18 protein-coding genes are annotated in these 20051 nt (G+C 39.3%); 7 read left to right on the forward strand and 11 right to left on the reverse strand.

What is annotated here, in order from left to right:
* Nucleotides 1–2: 2 nt before the first annotated feature.
* On the reverse strand, nt 3–1832 hold the full coding sequence (gene recQ, locus JEP71_RS13280; protein ID WP_198626367.1) for an ATP-dependent DNA helicase RecQ: 1830 nt from the start codon (nt 1830–1832) through the stop codon (nt 3–5).
* A 114-nt stretch (nt 1833–1946) separates the two neighbouring features.
* Nucleotides 1947–2822 (reverse strand): phospholipase A, encoded by an 876-nt coding sequence (pldA, locus tag JEP71_RS13285; protein WP_198626368.1) that lies wholly within the window; start codon nt 2820–2822, stop codon nt 1947–1949.
* A 233-nt stretch (nt 2823–3055) separates the two neighbouring features.
* Here pldA and JEP71_RS13290 point away from each other — a divergent pair, with 233 nt between their 5' ends.
* A complete protein-coding gene (locus tag JEP71_RS13290) occupies nt 3056–3523 on the forward strand; it encodes a thioesterase family protein (protein WP_198626369.1) in 468 nt (155 codons plus the stop codon).
* 145 nt (nt 3524–3668) lie between these two features.
* Entirely contained in the window at nt 3669–4562 is an 894-nt protein-coding gene (gene rarD / locus JEP71_RS13295) for an EamA family transporter RarD (RefSeq protein WP_099076355.1), read from the forward strand.
* 7 nt (nt 4563–4569) lie between these two features.
* Here rarD and JEP71_RS13300 read toward each other — a convergent pair whose 3' ends face one another.
* The 7 genes from JEP71_RS13300 to lptM form a co-directional block, all read right to left on the reverse strand.
* The gene (locus JEP71_RS13300) at nt 4570–4965 is read right to left on the reverse strand and encodes a hypothetical protein (protein WP_198620241.1); all 396 of its coding nucleotides are present in this window, start codon (nt 4963–4965) and stop codon (nt 4570–4572) included.
* A 147-nt stretch (nt 4966–5112) separates the two neighbouring features.
* Nucleotides 5113–7269 (reverse strand): DNA helicase II, encoded by a 2157-nt coding sequence (gene uvrD, locus JEP71_RS13305; protein WP_160229888.1) that lies wholly within the window; start codon nt 7267–7269, stop codon nt 5113–5115.
* A gap of 145 nt (nt 7270–7414) precedes the next feature.
* Nucleotides 7415–8131: a 5-amino-6-(5-phospho-D-ribitylamino)uracil phosphatase YigB gene (gene yigB, locus JEP71_RS13310; protein WP_198620242.1), complete on the reverse strand. Its 717-nt coding sequence runs from the start codon at nt 8129–8131 to the stop codon at nt 7415–7417.
* Complete coding sequence (gene xerC, locus JEP71_RS13315) at nt 8131–9054, reverse strand: tyrosine recombinase XerC (protein ID WP_198626370.1); 924 nt, start codon at nt 9052–9054, stop codon at nt 8131–8133. The genes yigB and xerC overlap by 1 nt, the downstream gene beginning before the upstream one ends.
* The gene (locus tag JEP71_RS13320; RefSeq protein ID WP_198626371.1) at nt 9051–9761 is read right to left on the reverse strand and encodes a DUF484 domain-containing protein; all 711 of its coding nucleotides are present in this window, start codon (nt 9759–9761) and stop codon (nt 9051–9053) included. The genes xerC and JEP71_RS13320 overlap by 4 nt, the downstream gene beginning before the upstream one ends.
* Nucleotides 9762–9786: 25 nt before the next feature.
* Complete coding sequence (gene dapF, locus JEP71_RS13325; protein ID WP_099076350.1) at nt 9787–10611, reverse strand: diaminopimelate epimerase; 825 nt, start codon at nt 10609–10611, stop codon at nt 9787–9789.
* 41 nt (nt 10612–10652) lie between these two features.
* Entirely contained in the window at nt 10653–10820 is a 168-nt protein-coding gene (lptM, locus tag JEP71_RS13330) for an LPS translocon maturation chaperone LptM (RefSeq protein ID WP_151436666.1), read from the reverse strand.
* Nucleotides 10821–10899: 79 nt separating this feature from the next.
* Here lptM and cyaY point away from each other — a divergent pair, with 79 nt between their 5' ends.
* On the forward strand, nt 10900–11217 hold the full coding sequence (cyaY, locus tag JEP71_RS13335) for an iron donor protein CyaY (RefSeq protein ID WP_088494024.1): 318 nt from the start codon (nt 10900–10902) through the stop codon (nt 11215–11217).
* Nucleotides 11218–11285: 68 nt separating this feature from the next.
* Here cyaY and JEP71_RS13340 read toward each other — a convergent pair whose 3' ends face one another.
* Complete coding sequence (locus tag JEP71_RS13340; protein WP_198626372.1) at nt 11286–13880, reverse strand: class I adenylate cyclase; 2595 nt, start codon at nt 13878–13880, stop codon at nt 11286–11288.
* A 996-nt stretch (nt 13881–14876) separates the two neighbouring features.
* On the opposite strand from JEP71_RS13340, the gene hemC reads away from it, so the two are divergent.
* The 4 genes from hemC to hemY are packed head-to-tail and all read left to right on the forward strand — an operon-like array spanning nt 14877 to nt 19066.
* Entirely contained in the window at nt 14877–15818 is a 942-nt protein-coding gene (gene hemC, locus JEP71_RS13345) for a hydroxymethylbilane synthase (RefSeq protein ID WP_198626373.1), read from the forward strand.
* Nucleotides 15815–16552 (forward strand): uroporphyrinogen-III synthase, encoded by a 738-nt coding sequence (gene hemD, locus JEP71_RS13350; protein WP_196534392.1) that lies wholly within the window; start codon nt 15815–15817, stop codon nt 16550–16552. The genes hemC and hemD overlap by 4 nt, the downstream gene beginning before the upstream one ends.
* Nucleotides 16553–16572: 20 nt before the next feature.
* Nucleotides 16573–17841 carry a uroporphyrinogen-III C-methyltransferase gene (gene hemX, locus JEP71_RS13355; RefSeq protein WP_198620247.1) on the forward strand — a complete coding sequence of 423 codons (1269 nt, stop codon included), beginning with the start codon at nt 16573–16575 and terminating at the stop codon, nt 17839–17841.
* A 4-nt stretch (nt 17842–17845) separates the two neighbouring features.
* On the forward strand, nt 17846–19066 hold the full coding sequence (gene hemY / locus JEP71_RS13360; protein WP_198626374.1) for a protoheme IX biogenesis protein HemY: 1221 nt from the start codon (nt 17846–17848) through the stop codon (nt 19064–19066).
* A gap of 89 nt (nt 19067–19155) precedes the next feature.
* On the opposite strand, the gene JEP71_RS13365 is transcribed toward hemY, so the two are convergent.
* Nucleotides 19156–19473 carry a hypothetical protein gene (locus JEP71_RS13365; RefSeq protein WP_109372733.1) on the reverse strand — a complete coding sequence of 106 codons (318 nt, stop codon included), beginning with the start codon at nt 19471–19473 and terminating at the stop codon, nt 19156–19158.
* Nucleotides 19474–20051: the final 578 nt, after the last annotated feature.

A 20051-nucleotide genomic window follows, 5' to 3' on the forward strand; every position in this document is an offset into this window, starting at 1 on the left:
CGTTATTCAAAGCCCTCAATATGGTCACGAATGAGTGTCATAAACGCGGGTCCAAATCGTTCTAATTTTCGTTGCCCAACACCGTTTATTAATAACAATTCATCAGGGTAAACGGGGCACTGCTCTGCCATTTCTATCAATGTGACATCATTAAAAACGACAAATGGCGGAATGTTTTCTTCATCAGCAATAGACTTACGTAATTTACGTAGTTTCGCAAACAATTTTCTATCGTACTGTCTATGGGTATTTTTTGTTTGTTGATTACGGCTTTTTGTCGGGCTTAATAATCTAGGTACGGCTAATTGTAATGGCACTTCACCACGCAAGATTGGTCTAGCCATCTCTGTCAGTTGTAATGCAGAGCGATGGACAATATTTTGTGTCACCATACCTAAATGAATAAGCTGGCGGATCACACTCACCCAATGTTCATGGCTTTGCGCTTTACCAATACCATAAACAGGTAATGTATCGTGTCCAGAATCACGAATTCGCTGATTATTCGCGCCTCTTAATATTTCAACAATATAACCGATACCAAAGTGCTGACCTGTGCGATAAATACAGGATAAGGCTTTTTGGGCATCCACTAAACCATCATATTGTTTAGGGGGATCAAGGCAAATATCACAGTTACCGCAGGCATTTTGTCGATGTTCATCGAAGTAATTAAGTAACACTAAGCGTCGGCACGTTTGTGCTTCTGCGAATGCACCCATCGCATTAAGCTTATGCATTTCAATCGCTTTTTGGTCACTTTCTGGCTTTTCATCTAAACAACGACGCAACCACGCCATATCGGCAGGATCATAAAATAATACCGCTTCAGCAGGCAATCCATCTCGCCCTGCACGCCCTGTTTCTTGGTAATAGGATTCAATATTACGAGGAATATCAAAGTGAACCACAAAACGTACATTGGGTTTATTGATACCCATACCAAATGCAACAGTGGCAACCACAATTTGCAAATCATCTCGCTGGAAAGCTTCTTGTACTTTAGCACGCTGTGCTATTTCCATTCCTGCATGATAACCCGCAATGCTTAATCCTCGTTTACTCAGGCGCTCGGCGGTTTCTTCGACTTTACTGCGACTGTTACAGTAAATAATGCCAGATTTTCCTTTCTGACCGCGAATAAATAGCCAAAGTTGATCAAGCGGTTTGTATTTCTCTACTAAAGTGTAGCGGATATTCGGTCTATCGAAACTGCTGATATGAATCAGAGGGTCACGTAACACTAGCTGATTAATAATATCGAAACGTGTTGTATTATCCGCCGTTGCCGTCAGTGCAATAATCGGCACATCAGGAAGATATTGTCTTAATAATCCTATACCGCGATATTCAGGACGAAAATCATGACCCCATTGTGAAATACAATGCGCTTCATCAACCGCTAATAATGCAGGTTTCCATTGCACTAATTGATGAAGAAAACTCTCCATCATTAAACGTTCAGGGGCAATATACAGCAGTTTTATTTCCCCCTTTTGACAACGTATTTGAACATCAAACTGCTCTTCACGCGTTTGAGTTGAATTTAAATAAGCCGCTTCAATACCATGAAGGCAAAGTTGATCAACCTGATCTTTCATCAGTGAGATGAGTGGCGAAATAACCACAGTCAGCCCATCAAGCAATAATGCGGGAATTTGATAACAAAGGGATTTACCACCCCCTGTCGGCATCACAACTAGACAATCTCTCCCAGTTGTAATGGTATGGATGATTTCTTGCTGACCAGGGCGAAATTGCTGATAACCAAAGGTTTCTCGCAAAATAGCCTGTGCTGATGGCATTGAATTAAGAACTTCTGCTGTGGACACGCCGTTCCTCTGAAAAGCTGCTGATAAAAACTATGATGAGGAGTAAAAGAAAAGGCACCAATGTGAAGGTGCCATCATCATTTATAGCGCTATGCTAACCCAGAACGGGGAAAATTACAGCATATCATTAAGCATCACGCCAACACCGACCCGTGTCTGGCGAAAATTATAATCAATCATTGATTCGCCATAACCACTAAATACTTGGGTATAAAAGCGTACATGCTTAGTAATTGGGTAGCTCCAGCCTAATTCAGCCGCCCCATAGCCACTGTTCCAGTTATAACGCCCTGTCGCAGTGATCACACTATCGCCTAAGCGATAGCCTGCTTTTAAACGGTAATAGCCCATATAGCGATTAATTTCTGGATTATCATCACGTTGAGCACTTTCACTAAAGCGATACCAAGGTTTTAAATCCAGTTGCAAATTGCCTTTTTGCGCCATAAAACGTGCATAAGCACGGTTCCAACTACGAGATGTGGGGTCAGAGCGCCCATTCGATTCGTGGTTAAAACCCGTTTCTATTTCACGTAGTGTCCAACCCGCAAATTTATAGTCTGTTGCCCAACCTAAAAAGAATTGAGGTTCATAGTTTGTCTCACGGAAAGGGGCAGATTCTTTCTTATTGCTTAATTGCCACCAAGAGCGTTGGGTATAAGATGCTGCTAAAACAGAGTTTTCACCTGCAATACCGCGCCATAAAGGGAAGGCAAGACTGAGTTGAAATTTCACCTCATCTTTTTTAGCCTTATTCCCCCAATCATAACTTTGAATAGCCTCTTTATTCATATCAGAGGTTTTCGTATAAATAATATAATTGGATTCATAAGGATAAAGAACAAAAGGTGAATCGTATTCTTGTAATAAACCAGAAATAATACTGCCCTGAACAAGCGGTGCAGGAGATGATGATGCTGGTATTTCGGATGCAAATCCCCATGCTGGATAGAATAAAGCCACCGCGAGTAAAGAACGGATGTAACGCATAGTTAATTATCCTGTCTCATTATTGAATAATATAAAAAGTTAGTACTTACTTTAGAATTAGTTCTTATATATGTGCTTTATTACACTTTAGCGCCCATATTTTACACGTAATCGCCATTAAATCTCGTATATTTTTATACCATTATATTTATAGCACAAATGTGCAATTACGATTTTGTCATGTATTATTAACATAGTATCAACTTAATAACGTGATGTCAGGGGTTCTAAAAATGGAAAAACAGTTAACATTAGAAGAGGCTCAAGCACTTATTGGTCATGTTTTTGTTTATAAGATGCCCTTTAATCAATTAATCGGCTTAGAGCTAGTTCGCTTTGAACAAGACTACTCTGAAATTCAATTTCGGTATCAAGATAAACTTGTTGGTAATATTGCTCAACGTATCTTACATGGCGGACTTATTGCTTCTGTACTTGATGTTAGTGCGGGATTAGTTTGTGTCGGTAACGCATTAACACGTTTAGCACCAATATCCCAAGAGCAACTCGAACAGAAACTTGCTAACATGGGCACAATTGATTTACGTGTTGATTATTTAAGACCAGGACGTGGAGAATGTTTTACTGCAAGTAGCCATATTTTACGCAGTGGTAATAAAGTGTCTGTTGCTCGTGTTGAATTACATAATGAAAAACAAGTTCATATTGCGAGCGGGACAGCAACCTATATCGTAGGTTAAGCCTTTGTTAAGATTCATTGCGCTCTATGATGCTTAGATTGATATTAATTACTTGTAAAAATACATGCCTAATGACACATTAGATAATGTCATTGGGTATGATAACCCCGTCACACTTTTCCTTTCCATCAATTCCAGAGATAGCATGAGCCAGAAAAACACGATGAAAGGCGTTTTATGTGCCTTAGGCGCCTATTTGATCTGGGGTATTGCCCCTGTTTATTTTAAAAGCATTCAAGAAGTGCCCGCAGAAGAGATCTTAACGCACCGCATTTTATGGTCGTTCTTTTTTATGTTGATTTTAATGACTATCAGCCGTCATTGGCCTTATTTGCGCCAATTAATACGTCAACCTAAAAAAATTCTTCTTTTAGCACTGACTGCCGTCATTATCGCAACTAACTGGCTTACCTATATATGGGCGGTTAACCACGGCTATATGCTAGAAGCCAGCCTTGGTTACTTTATTAACCCACTGGTTAATGTACTGTTTGGCATGCTTTTCTTGAGCGAGCGCTTCCGCCGTATGCAATGGGTCGCGGTAGGGTTAGCATTTACTGGTGTATTTATTCAACTCTGGCACTTTGGTTCAGTCCCCGTGATTGGATTAAGCCTCGCCGTGACTTTTGGTCTTTATGGCTTACTGCGCAAAAAATTGGGTGTCGATGCACAAACAGGTATGTTGGTAGAAACATTATGGCTATTCCCTGTTGCATTAGTTTATATCTTATTTTTCACACATTCACCGACAAGCAATATGCTTGAAAACAGTTGGTCGTTAAATACCCTGTTAATCGCAGCTGGTATCATTACAACCGTACCATTATTGCTATTTACAGAAGCGGCGCATCATCTGCGTTTATCAACCTTGGGCTTTTTCCAATATATTGGTCCAACCTTGATGTTTATTCTTGCCACAATGGTATATGGCGAACAAATTGATGCAGAACGATTAGTGACCTTTGGCTTTATTTGGGTTGCGCTGATCCTCTTTACACTTGATGCGCTCTATACTCAACGCCGTTTAAGACGTAGTTAGTACATACTCACTCTTCCGCTAAATTACCAATTTGAGTAAAAGCGGAAGAGCATTTTTTCTTCTGATTTTTCTTTAATAGATGTGCATTCTTCGCTATCTCTTCCACATACCGACACGAGCGCCTAAACAGTGCTGATATTGAGTTATTAATCACTTGAATACGGTTAATCACAATCCAAGGATAGAGATTGATTCGAGGAACAAAATCACGCTGATGCCTCAGCAATTTACAATAGAGATCTTCTTCAAATTCATTGATAGGTTCGCTAGGATAATAGGTATCACAAAGGACTTCCTCAGTATTTTCGATCAACAATTCATTACTAGAAAAAGAGACAGAAGACGTTCGCGTGCAAGGTGCGACAAAAGAGTAGGCATGAAAAAATACGCTAGAGATTTTCATCAATTAATCCCGTTAAGTAAGAATAGATAACGAGATTATTAAGTAACCAACTTGAACTTCCCTTAAAAAAAACACCCCAGCTTAATCTATTAAATAAGTAAGGGTGTTTTTTATATTGAGGTAATGCTAATTCACTCTAATTGAGGTTTATTCCAGTCGAGCAAATGCTGCCACCAGCCATTTAATACCTTCACCATTAAAGGCAATTTGTAATCGGCAATGTTCACCACTGCCTTCGATATTAATGATAGTACCGTCACCAAATTTAGGGTGCTTCACTCGTTGTCCAAGTGAATAGCCCGTATCATTGCTGATAATCGGAGTCCCTAAACGACTATGATTAACAGGGCGTGAAACTGTTGCGCGTAAACGGACTTCTTCGACACACTCTTTCGGTAACTCACCAATAAAACGAGAAGGACGATGACTGACTTCTTTTCCATATAAACGGCGGTTTTCAGCGTAAGTGAGCGTTAACTTTTTCATTGCTCGGGTAACGCCAACATACGCCAAGCGACGCTCTTCTTCCAAGCGACCACCTTCATCCAACGACATTTGACTTGGGAACATACCCTCTTCTACACCCACAATAAAGACTTGTGAAAACTCGAGCCCTTTAGCGGAGTGAAGTGTCATTAACTGTACGGCATCTTGATATGCATCAGCTTGGCTTTCGCCTGATTCTAATGCGGCATGTGAAAGAAACGCTTGCAGTGGCATTAAATCTTCGTCTTCATCTTGATAACTAAATTGGCGAGTTGCCGTAACCAACTCTTCCAAGTTTTCAATACGAGCTTGAGCTTTTTCACCTTTTTCTTGCTCATACATCGCTTTTAAGCCTGAATCACGAATAATTCGGTCTGTTTGCACATGTAGTGGCATATCAGCCGTTTCAGAAGCTAACGTCTCAATTAATTCTAAGAACCGCTGAATGGCCGCGGTTGCACGCCCTGCCAGCATTTTATGCTCGATAACCTGCAATGCACTTTCCCATAAGGTAATCTGGTTATCTCTTGCCACTTGACGAACAATATCTAAGGTTCTATCACCAATGCCTCGGGTTGGTGTATTCACAACACGCTCAAAAGAAGCATCATCATGGCGATTAGCTGTTAATCGCATATAAGAAAGTGCATCTTTGATTTCTTGGCGTTCAAAAAATCGTTGACCACCATAAATACGGTATGGCATTGCGGCTTGTAATAACGCCTCTTCCATCACACGAGATTGCGCATTACTACGATAAAGAATGGCGCAATCTGTTAGCGCGCCACCTTCTTCTTGCCAACGCTTGATCCGCCCAACCACATAGCGGGCTTCATCCAAATCATTAAAGGCGCAATAAAGCGAGATAGGCTCACCTTCGGCACCCTCAGTCCACAGATTTTTACCTAATCTGTCACTGTTATTTGCAATTAACGCATTCGCCGCTTTTAAAATATTGCTTGTCGAACGATAGTTTTGCTCTAATCGAATGGTTTCTGCACCAGGAAATTCATTTAAGAAATTTTGAATATTCTCAACTTGCGCACCGCGCCAACCATAGATGGATTGATCATCATCACCCACAATCATGACTTTACCAGATTGACCTGCCAACATTCTTATCCACGCATATTGAATGCGGTTAGTATCTTGAAACTCATCCACTAAAATATTGGTAAAACGGTTTTGGTAGTGCTCCAAAATTTGCGGTTTGTTTAACCAAAGTTCATGAGCACGTAATAAAAGCTCTGCAAAGTCCACAAGCCCTGCGCGATCGCACGCCTCTTGATAAGCTTGGTATACTTTCAGCCAAGTGGTTTCAACAGGATTGCCATAGGTTTGAATATGTTGAGGACGTAAACCTTCATCTTTTTTACCGTTGATATACCACATACCTTGACGCGCAGGCCACTGTTTATCATCAAGATTCATTGACTTAACAATACGACGAATAAGGCGATATTGATCATCACTGTCAATAATTTGGAAGTCTTGTGGCAAATTCGCATCAAGATAATGCGCTCGCAATAAACGATGAGCCAGGCTATGGAAAGTACCAATCCACATGCCACCTTGGCTTGTACCAATTAAGTCTTCAATACGATGGCGCATCTCTGCGGCGGCTTTATTGGTAAACGTCACTGCCATAATCGAAAAAGGTGAAGCTTGTTCAACAGATAATAACCAAGCGATACGATGTACCAGTACCCGTGTTTTACCACTGCCTGCGCCAGCTAACACCAGCATATTAATACGAGGTGCGGCTACAGCTTCGCGCTGTTTATCGTTAAGGCCTTCTAGCAGATATGAGACGTCCATAATTACCAATCATTTAGTGAAGAAAAATACTGTGGATATATACAGAAATAGAGAGTAAGCAACAAACTAACAGGAATTTACGCACTATGCAAAATAAAGCCTTTTTTAGCCTCGGTTATCTGTGCCATTCTTACCGAACATCACATTAAACCAATTCTATCAGTTTGCTTAAATCTGTAATTTCAATATGTGGCATTACTCTGGTTTCACCTTCTTCAAACAAGCTACGGTTATCAAGGTTAATCCAGCACGCTTGTAATCCACTATTAACGGCACCCTCAACATCTGTTACAAGGTGATCACCCACATGTAGGATTTTCTCATGTGGAAGATTTAACAGTGAGGAGGCTTTATCAAACATATCAGGATAAGGCTTAGAGCGACCATCGGGACCGGCTTTTAAAATATGTGAGAAATACTGTCCCAAACCACAACTTAATGGGTTTGCATTACCATTTGTGATCGCAATTAATGGGATTTTCTGTGCCAATTCGGTGAGAACTTGATGAGTATTTTTAGGCACATTAATGTGGCTACGCCAATAAGCAAAGTGCGCCATAATTTCATCAGCACCTTGCTGTGCTTTGGCTTCATTGTAACCATAATCTAACAACATGTTTCTAGCCGCAAGCCAACGCCATTTTGTAATATCATGAAAAATATCAGGATTGTTCTCTAGAAGTGGCTTTTTATAGGCATTCACATCTTTTTCTGTGAATTGGTTAAAACGCTCATCATATTGACGAATAAAGGCCAGCGTCTCTTTTTCAGTTTTATCCATTACTGGCACATTGTCATACAGCGTGTCATCTAAATCAAAAGTCATCGCTGCAATTGGCGTCAGAGTTCTATAAAAGCGCATTATGATTTTTCTCTCTTAGCTCTCGGATGAGCAGCATCATAGACTTTCGCTAAATGCTGAAAATCTAAGTGGGTATAAACTTGTGTGGTCGATAAATTAGCGTGCCCTAATAACTCTTGTACAGCACGTAAATCACCACTGGATTCCAATAAATGAGTGGCAAACGAGTGGCGTAATTTATGAGGATTCACATGGCTACTTAGTCCTTGTTTAATACCCCAAAGTTCAAAACGTTTTTGCACGCTACGTACCGATAAACGCTTACCACTTTGGGTTGAGATAAAGACAGCTTTATCCTCAGGGGCATAGAGCTCTCGCATCGGAAACCAATTTTGTAACCACTCTAGCGCTTTTCTTCCTAGCGGAACTTTTCGCTCTTTACTTCCTTTACCTAATACACGAACTTCACCTTCATTCATGTCAATATCGCTAATATTTAAGTTAGTCAATTCTGATAGACGTAATCCTGCACCATACATCACTTCCAGCATGGTTCTATCTCTAACAGAAAGAGGATCTTTTAAGTCAATATTCATTAATTGGCTAACTTCATCGACATCCATATTTTTAGGAAGGTGACGACCGGATTTAGGTGTGCGAATGCCTTTTGCTGGATTAACGTCTAACATTCCTTGTGCCACTTGCCAATCAAGAAAGCTACGTAACGCCGAAAAGCGCAAAGCAAGGCTGGTGGGTTGTAATCCACTACGGTGACTTTTCGCCAATAACATGCGCACATGTTGGCTTTCCAGTGATTTCCATTCGCAGATATTCATTGCCACCATCATTTGCGCTAATGCAGTCAGTTGGCGATGATAATTTTCTACTGTGACAGGGCTTAATCGGCGTTCAACTTGAATATAACGCAGGAATTGTTCAATAGTGGTAGAGAGTGTTTCTGGAATATCTATTGGTTGATTCATTGCCTTGCAATCCAACGAAGTAACAATTCTGGTAAAATATGGGCAAGCTTATCCAGCATGACTGTTCCCATCCCTTCCTGAAAATGTTGGTTATCTCGGCTATTAAAAATAATCACGCCCAAATCCCCATAATGCCCTAACAATGAAAGCGCAACGGAACCAGAGCGTCGTACATTAGGCATCAATAGCATTATCTCTTGCCCATTTAATGGACCTAAATAGTGGTTATCATCACCCATACGTTGAATGCGAAAATGTTCAAATGCTTGGCGAGATAATGGGAGATCTTGTGCATCTAAAGGTGGCTGTAATTGCCAGCGATCGGTAAATAGACGTAATTGAACTGAATAAAGCCCTAATTCCTTAGCCCAAAGGTTTAATCGTTCTAGCATTTCGTGAAGAGAAGCACTGTTGGATAGTTCAGAAATTAATAATAATAGTTGGCTAAACAGTGCTTCATTTTCAGAGGCTTGTTCTATCAACAAACGCATATCTTCTTCAAGATAATGGATGCGGTTACGTTGGCGTGACATTATCCATTCGACTAAAGAAACGGTTCCTCTGACGGGATGAGGAACTTGCATTTGCTCAATATAGCTTGCATTACGGATAAAAAAACCAGGATGTTCCCTGAGATAACGGATCACTTGTTGATCATTAAGTTCGTTGGTTTCAGGGCAACAGAACTGCTCATTTTTATCCGTCATACAGATAGCCTCTCAAAAAATAATATTATAGCTGAATGATCCCATCATAAATATGTGTCGCAGGCCCAGTCATATAAAGAGAGTTACCCTCTCCTTTCCATTCAATTAGCAATGATCCACCCGGTAAGGTGACTTTCACACGTTTATCTAATAAGCCTTGTGAAATACCAATTGCGACAGCTGCACAAGCCCCGCTACCACAGGCATTTGTTTCACCTGCACCACGTTCAAATACCCGCAAATGAAGATTACTTCTGTCTACGATTTGCATAAAACCAATATTAGCACGTTCAGGAAAACGTTCATGTTGCTCTAACACAGGCCCTAACAACTCAACTTCTGCTGTTTTAATGTCTTCAACCTGAATAACGCAATGAGGATTTCCCATTGAAACTACACCGCATAACACAGTGCGTTCCATTGCCCTGATAATATAGGTCTTTTCTGCCTTTTGTGCACGGAAAGGGACTTTTTGAGGTTCAAATTCGGGCTCGCCCATATTGACGCACACATCATCATTGTCCATAACATGCAAGGTCATTCTGCCAGACTGCGTACTGACTTTTATCTCTCTTTTGTTTGTAAGTCCTTTTAATCTCACAAATCGAGCAAAGCAACGAGCACCATTACCACACTGTGCAACCTCACTTCCATCAGCATTAAAAATGCGATAATGGAAATCGAGTTCAGGATCATAAGGTGCTTCAACTACCAATAATTGATCAAACCCAACACCAGTATGGCGATTCGCTAATCGACATATTAACTCTGGTGAAAAATAAACATTTTGAGTCACAGCATCGACCACCATAAAGTCGTTGCCAAGACCATGCATTTTTGAAAATTGCATCTTGCCCCTGCCTGAAACGAAATTACCGTTTCTAAGATTGACTAATTGGTCTGAGTTGAGTCGCTCTCAACTTGCTGGGTTGGCTGGGATGACTGTGTCATTTTTGCCTGAGTATCTTCAGGAGGGAAATAAAGAGGGCCTTTCAAGCCACAACCAGAAAGAGAAATCAGTGTTATTATAGCAAGAGTGCAACGTAAATACGTTTTCATTCGAAATCTGCCTGTCATTTATTTGGTTAATATCCTCTATAATCGCAGTTAGATCTCGAAAAGCAAATAGGAAATGAAGATGAACGACAGTGAATTTCACCAATTAGCTGATGAACTCTTGTCAGAAATAGAACAAACTATTGATAATTATGAAGGTGACGCAGATATTGATTGTGAAATCAATGGCGGTGTAATGACATTAACCTTTGAAAATAATAGTAAAATTATTATTAATCGCCAAGAAGCGTTTCATCAAGTTTGGTTAGCGACACGCTCTGGTGGCTATCACTTTGATTGGAAAGACGAACAATGGATTTGTGATAGAAGTGGTGGTGAATTTTTAACCATGCTGGCACAAGCAATAACAGAACAAAGTGGGGAAGCGTTTTCTTTCTAATAAGCGCAATTAACAACAATAATGGGAGCTATCAAAGCTCCCATTTGTGTTTATTGGCTTGTACTTAATTAAGAATGCTGTACCGCTTTATAATCTGTAAATCCGTGGGCAACAACATTCATTTCAGGTTGCGTTTCTTTACTACCCAGATCGGATAATTTACCAAAGGATCCACCAGCAAAAGGTAACACTTGAGTTGATCCTTCCACTTTCACAATTTGATAAAACTGCGGCAGATTAAAATTAATAAAGCTTGATCCGTATGTGAATCGATCATGAGATGAAGAGTAGAAACGACTAACATCTTTCACTAACTCTTCTTTACTTCCTTCACAATGGGAATAGATTTCAACGCGATTTGCTTCATCTAATATATAGATATTAAAGACATTACTATCTTCTGTGGTTTCGAAGAAGAATTGAATAATCCCTTCACAAGCAAAACCATCAATCACCGCAGGTAAATAGCGGGCGTCCTTATCTAATTTAACTGGCAACCCATGAAGCTTGTTATACGAAATTGCGCCATAAAACTCGATAGCATTTTCTAATTTTTGTACCGACACATTGAGGCGTTCAAAGAACAATCCCCACGTTTGCCCAGCAATGCGTAAAGCTTTAAAACGACCTGGCTCTAAACGATTCGTTGATAATCGCAATTCAATACATTCTGAGACTAACTGCTGAACACGAGTGCGGATTAAACCACGCAAATGTTGGCTATAACAAAACACTTCCACAGAGGCAGGTGGAGCCGCATCTTGGTGCATTTTACCCAATATCGTTTTTAACGATTCCAACATAGATTGTGTGCCACTGAAATGAAGGGTTCTAACTTCATTCCAAGAGTTACGGTACAACAAATCAATACTACCAATAAGACACTGCTCTTTTTCACCGAAACTAAACACATCGAGTTTTCTAAAATCAAAGTGAACCACGTGATCAGAAAAACTTTCTGTTGGATCAGTTTCTAAATTGACAATAATCGCTAGATGTCTAATTTCACAAGGGCTATACAGTGCTTTCGGTGTTGGTGCAGGTAAACGAATTGGGAAATGGCTCGACATATCCCTGACTAATTCATGCAGTTTAATTTCATCACAAGAAGATTCTCCTTGATGAATATAAACTCGAGACTCTTTTGTTAACAGCCCATTAAAATAAGACCATGCCACTAATTTATTTAAATAGCGGTTATATTCTAATGGTTGGTGTCCAACGATATTTTCAAAATCAGGGGCACGATTATATAAATACCATCCGCTACGATTTGCTCGACCTTGTGGTACATAAATAAAGGTTAGATGTGACTCTGATAAATCAGGTGATATTTGTGGATTAACCAGTGTGATTTTACCCGGTAATGCTTCAAACGCAGCGTAAAGCTTACGTGTTAAGACACCGATATCTTGTGGGCTTGCACTGACACTTAAATTATTACGACGCGCAAAACGAATAAGATTACGATAGCTTTGCATCATCGTATCTAATAACTCATTGTGTGCATCACGCACACGCTCGATTTTCCAGCTATCACGTGTATCGAGTACTGTTAAGCGCTCATTATCCCATTGCCATTGAGTGACCAATTGCGATAAGACTTGTCGTCTCCAACCTTCAGGTTCGTTTTGTGTTTTTTCGTTAGATAATTTTTCACACACTTTCAGGTAGAAACAGCGACGGATAAGATCAAGGCGAGTTAAATCATTAATAGAAACCAAATAGCGAGTGACACGCTCAAGCATCATACAATAAGCATCTAAACCGTAATTAACGATTTCGCCACGGTGTAGATGTTGTTTCATTTCTAATGCCAGCAACTTCCCATTAGGATAGTCTGCTGAATAGGCTTCTAATAAAATACTTTTTAGTACGGCTTTATAAGGTGAATCGACACTTTTATAGAGTTGCCATAAACTTGCGCCAAAGTACTCTTCAGCAGAAAGTTCACCTAATCCCCCGAGATCTAACCACTCATTTGGCGTTAATACACCTTGAGCATAAAGGGAGTTAACATATTCATCATAATGATGTTCTTCTTCAATAGGCACCATCGCCCATAGCAAGCGTTTACCTGCTAGGCGTACTGCTGTGCGATAAAATTCATCAAGTAAAAGAATATGTTGGGTAGAGCCGCAATCTTCTCCACCTAAGCTACCACTTGCATGGTGACGAAATCTATTTTCATCAATTAAGAAAAACGTAACATCAATACCTAGTTCGCCAGCCCATTGTTCAATCAATTGGCATTTGCGTTGTAAAAGTGCACGTTCATCTTGATCCAGCCATGATTGATGGCAGACCCAAATATCAATATCGGAGCAGTGACTTTGACCAATAGAAGAGGTACTCCCCATTGAATAGATGCCAGTAATTGGCAACTCTCCATTGGCGTATCCATCCATCGGATCATCACATAATGCGTTAACCAGCTTATTCGCCCATTGACGTTGCATGTCATCGGGTTCAAAGAAACATGTGCCGTGAGGAACATTTCCTTGTATGTAGCCGGGCAACTCAGGATGGTGGTAATGCAATAAAACAGGAATTAAACCATAGACCTGTTTAAAAACATCACACATCGATGCAAATGCTCGTTCCAGTCTGAGTTGATTAATCGCATCCAGCCGTTGCTTCAGTGTTTCAATATAAAGATACAAGAGTTTCGCCTGAACAATACTAAGAAGATAGTAGAATCTGAGTTTATAAGTGACCAAGGTTGAGTTAGGGAATATTAATAGATAAAACTTTACTAACAAAATCTCGGAAACGTGATCAATTTAACACCTTGAGCGCAAGGCGTAAAGAGGAACTCAAAATATAGCACCAAGATCTAAAAGTGATATTTAAGCGCTTAATCGTGTAAAGCCATCAAATAAATATCTTTATAATCATGAAGATAAATTGTTTTATTTATAGAAAAAATGATAAAAAAATATCTCAATCCTCCCTTTACCCCACAAAAACCCCTGTTTACTTAATGATGAAACTGAAAATAAATTTTGACAAAACGTAAAAAATAGATAAAAAAGTAAAAATAAAAGCAACCGATTGATAATCATGAATTATTTTTAATTTTTGATTATTTTTTATTTTTACACTTAAAATAAGAATTCTATTTTTAATGTTGCGATAATAATATTTAAAATAATATTTAATTTTTATTAATTAATTATTTAATTTAAGAATAAATTCTTTTCTCTATTCTTATTATTTCTCTTTCTTTTATTTAATAATAATTTTGTTAAAATTTATAGTATTTTTATATATTGAAAAATAATAAGAAAAATAAGTAAATTTAAAATAATAGTTGTTTTATCAATGTGTTCAGATTAAACATAATATTTGTCTCACTTCTCACCCACTAAATGTTAACAAAATTAACTCAATGTTTTGATTTTGTAAATAACCACACTTTTTATATAGATATAAAAAGAATAAAATTCTAAAAATAACTAAACCCGATAGTATCCATTAATAATTTACTTATTTTTTATTTCCTCTTTCTTTTTTTCTTTTTCGAAGATGGCCTCATTTCTTTCATTGTTATTACGACTCAAAGCGCCTTAACTGGAAAATTGAGCTTTAAAGTGTTAAAACAATGCCTTATTTCTAAACAAAAATATCGCTAATCGCTCGGAAGAGATAATACTATTATGTCAAAAAGTACCATCCGTATTGCTACCCGCCAAAGCCCTCTTGCTATGTGGCAGGCGCTCTATGTGAAAGAACAACTACAACTTGCTCATCCAGGTTTAGTCGTCGAATTAATACCGATGGTCACTAAAGGTGACATCATTTTAGATACACCTTTAGCTAAAGTAGGTGGCAAAGGGCTATTTGTAAAAGAGTTAGAACTTGCCCTACTTGAATCACGCGCAGATATTGCCGTTCACTCTATGAAAGATGTTCCTATTGATTTCCCAGAAGGCTTAGGGTTAGTGACTATTTGTGAACGCGAAGATCCTCGTGATGCCTTTGTCTCTAATCATTATGATTCTTTAGAACAACTTCCTGCGGGTAGTATTATAGGCACATCCAGTTTACGTCGCCAATGCCAATTAAAAGCACAGCGCCCTGACCTGATTATTCGTGATTTACGTGGTAATGTCGGTACTCGTTTAGGGAAACTAGATAATGGTGATTATGATGCCATTATTCTTGCCGTTGCTGGCTTAAAACGCCTAGGTCTTAACGAACGTGTTCGTACACCATTATCTGCTGAGCAATCTTTACCTGCGGTTGGGCAAGGTGCAGTGGGAATTGAGTGTCGCTTAGATGATAATGAAACTCGTCAGTTATTAGATGCACTAAACCATTCTCGCACTGCAATTTGCGTTAAAGCAGAGCGTGCAATGAATACTCGTCTTGAAGGCGGTTGCCAAGTTCCGATTGGAAGCTATGCCATTTGGCAAAATGACAAAATTTGGTTACGTGCTTTAGTCGGTTCTCCTGATGGCGAAACTATTTTGCGTGGTGAGCGCTTAGTGTCTCCAGAAGACGCTGAAACTGCGGGTATCTCATTGGCTGAAGAGCTTTTAGATAAAGGTGCACGAGCCATTTTAACGGCAGTGTATCAAGGCAGCACACCTGCATGAGTATTTTAGTTACTCGCCCCAACCCAGCAGGAAAGGCATTAACCCAACGTTTAATTGATGCGGGAAAAACAGCCTTTCAAGCACCTTTAATAGAGATCACCGCAGGTCGTGAGCTCCCTTTATTAGATGCTAAACTAAAAGGATTAAGGGCGGGTGATTGTGTATTTTTACTTTCTAAAAATGCGGTGTCATACGCAAACTGGCAGCTAAATCAATTACAACAATCATGGCCAGATACGCTATCCTATTATGGAATAGGTCAAAGCACAGCGAAAGATTTCCAACATTTAAGCAGTCTTCCAATTTGCTACCCTGAGCAAGGAGAAACCAGCGAAGATCTTCTTGACCTTCCTGAGCTTAATCAGGTGAAAAACAAGCAAATATTACTGCTTAGAGGTAACGGTGGTCGTGACTTACTCGCAACAACATTGAGCCAACGAGGCGCAATCGTTGATGAATGCGAATGTTACCAACGCCTATTTATTCATTATTCCCCTGAAGACTTTGCGCTTCAATGGGAAAAAGCACAGGTTGATACGCTTGTTGTCACTAGCGGTGAAATGTTACAACAACTCTTTGATCTGGTCGCTGAATCTAAAAAAGCATGGCTGTTAAACTGCCATTTACTTGTGGTCAGTGAACGATTAGCAACAATAGCAAAAACATTAGGGTGGGAAACTGTCACCGTTGCTGAAAGTGCCAATAATGATGCTTTATTTCATGCATTAATATAGAACCTAAATGAGACGCCGATATGACGGAACAGAAAAATACAAATGATAATGACTTGCCAAAAGATGCAGCTAAAGCTGATGAGAATGTCCGCTATCAGGAAGTCAAACCTGTTAATAACAAGCGCTCAGGTCTAATTGGAAGTGCTGTTGCTATCCTTGTTATTTTGGCAATCGGTGGTAGCCTTTACTATTACACCAATCAACAAGCATCAAAGCTGAGTGTAGAAAATCAATCACTCAAATCTGAGCTTACCCAATTACAACAACTCCAAAATACGTATCAACAACGCTTTGACAATATTGATAGTATGTTTGACTCACAAAAACAGACTATCGATAAATTACAAAACGAACGCCAAACAACAGAGCGCCAAATTCAAGATCTACAAACACGCTTTGCCGCTATTTCTAGTGCAGATGTCAAAAGTTGGCTATTAGCACAAGCCGATTTTATGGTGAAAATGGCTGGTCGTAAGTTATGGAATGATCAAGATGTTGTGACCGCCGTGAGTTTACTAAAAGGTGCTGATAGTAGCTTAGCGGAAATGAACGATCCGAGTTTACTTGAGATCCGTCGTGCTATTAATGAAGATATCAGCAGTTTAGCTGCTCTCACCAAAATTGATAATGATGGCATCATCTTACAATTAAACCAGTTAGCGAATCAGGTTGATAATCTCCGTTTAGCTGATCTTGAGCGTAATGGCTCACCAATGGATAAAAACGATGAAACCATTTCAGGTTCACTTTCTGATTGGAAACAGAATCTAAGCAAAAGCTGGAAAAGCTTTATGGATGATTTTATTACCATTCGTCGCCGTGATACCGCAGCCGTTCCTTTATTAGCACCGAATCAAGATGTCTATTTACGTGAGAATATCCGTTCACGTTTATTAATTGCTTCTCAAGCCGTGCCTCGTCACCAAACTGAAACTTATCAGCAATCACTGGAAGCGGTATCCACTTGGGTACGTGCTTATTTTGATACCTCTGATCCAAGTACAACTGCATTTTTAGATACGGTTTCTGAATTAGAGAAACAGCCTATTACGCTTGCAATGCCATCAGAATTGAAGAGCCCGACATTGCTAGAAAAACGTGTAGAAAAACAAATTCGCAATTTACTGGCACAAAATGAGTATGCAGAACCACAAGTTGCTGGAGCACAAGCTGTTGAAGCCCAAGATGCCCAAGCCGTAGAAGCTGAACATAATGCATCAGAAAGCGTACAAGATGCTGCAGCTGATAGTACAACTGTTGATGCACCAGTAACACAACAAGGAGAATAAGCTTATGTTAAAAATACTGCTCCTTTTTGTGGTGCTTATTGCGGGCATCATTTTTGGCCCACTATTGGCAGGCCATCAAGGTTATGTACTTATACAAACTGATGATTGGGATATTGAAACCAGTGTAACCAGCCTTGTCATTATGTTTGTTTTACTACAATTAGCATTGTTACTGATTGGTTGGAGTTATCGCCGTTTCATTGGTACAGGCTCAAAAGCATATAGTTGGTTTTCTTTCCGTAAACGTAATCGCGCACGCAAACAAACCAGCATGGCATTAATGAAATTAGCGGAAGGTGATTTTAAAGAAGTTGAAAAACTAATGAGCCGTAATGCAGATTATGCAGAGCAGCCTGTTGTAAACTACCTGTTAGCCGCTGAAGCCGCACAACAACGTGGTGATGAATTCCGAGTTCAACAACACCTCGAACGTGCAGCTGAGCTTGCCGATACCAATCAGCTTCCTGTTGATATCACTCGAGTGCGTATTTTATTAGCACAAAACGAAAATCACGCTGCGCGTACTGGGGTTGATGAGTTATTAAATCAAGTACCACGTCACCCAGAAGTGTTACGTCTTGCAGAAGTCGCTTATACACGAACAGCAGCTTGGCAAGCACTGCTTGATATCATTCCTTCCATGCAAAAAATTGCATTACACACAGATGATGAACTAGAGCAATTACGCCAAAAAGCCTATATCGGTATTATGGGACAGAAGATGTCCGAAAATGGCTGTGATGGACTGAAAAATTGGTGGAAAGCACAACCGCGTAAAGTACATAATGATAATGCATTGCGTGTCGTTTTGGCTGAACACCTTATTGAGTGTAACGATCCTGATACCGCTCAAACGATCATCTTAGACGGTATTAAACGCCAATATGATGAACGCTTGATCTTACTATTGCCTCGTTTAAAAAATACAGATGCCAATGTTATTATGAAAGTGCTTAATACATTAATTAAACAACATGGGCCAACGCCATTACTCAATAGCACATTAGGTCAGATAGCGATGCAACAAGGGAAATGGGCTCAAGCTGAAGAGGCTTTTCGTAATGCATTAAAGCAACGCCCTGATGTTCATGACTTTGCGTGGCTTGCTGATGCATTAGATAAACAGAAAAAATCTGAAGAGTCGGCGAAAGTGCGTAAAGATGCTTTATTAATGACACTGAAAAAGGATTCTGTCATTTTTGAAGAGCCTAAAAAAAGTAAATAAGCTTATTCGATAAGAACGTGATCATAAATCGTTTAATCACCTGATCTAAAAACCCTCTTTATTAATTATTGAGGGTTTTTTTATGTGATTTAAAAGACACGTTGAAATAACAACACCACTTCCACACATAAAGTCAAAAACACATACACCCAAGCAATTCGATAGAAGCGAGTGGGTATTCCCTTCTCATTTTCTTGCTTAAATGACAGATAATGTTTTCTCGCTTGATAAAACACGACGATATAAATCAGTGCGATCCCCTGACAAAGAAAAGCCACATATTTAGCCCATGATTTTCCACCAATAATAAGCATGATAAGAGGGATCAAAAAGAACAATAATGGGCCAAACTTCTCTATAAGAAAGAGTTTTTCTTGTGCAAGATATGCTTTTTGTTTATTTATCATATTGATGCTATCTCCAATCTACCCTTGCGCTGGATAATAGCGTGATAATGCGGTGAATACAAAATGGATGAGTGGTTGATATATAAAAAAACGCCTGTATAAAACTATACAGGCGTATAAATATACAATCAGGTCTACAGACGGATGGTGCCTCACTCAACGTTTCGTCCTGTTGATGATGAATGATGTTCATCGTTAACGTGGACGTAGGCACCGAATAATCGGCTCTGCATCATTCCTAGGTTTATGAAGCCATATGCTGTCATAAGGAGTGGAATGAGCATCTACAATATACGTATTGCATTTAGCGTGCCAATTTTTCATTTTTTATTAAAAATATCCCCTATCGCTAAAAAGTATAAGATAACTTATTGAATTTTGGTTTTCCTTTCTGGCTTTACTCATTTTCAATGATAAAGATGCTATGGTTTGTGCTTTCACCATGCTATTGCTAAATAGAAAAGAAAATATAGGGTCTGATATACGTCTCTTTTTCACGACAAGAAAAACACACTGATTATTTAATTATTTAAAATCAATATGTTAAATGTCTCCTATTGGAGACATCAAAAATAGCG

Source organism: Proteus sp. PR00224 (genome assembly GCF_016238105.1).
In the GTDB taxonomy this organism is placed as follows: Bacteria; Pseudomonadota; Gammaproteobacteria; order Enterobacterales; family Enterobacteriaceae; genus Proteus.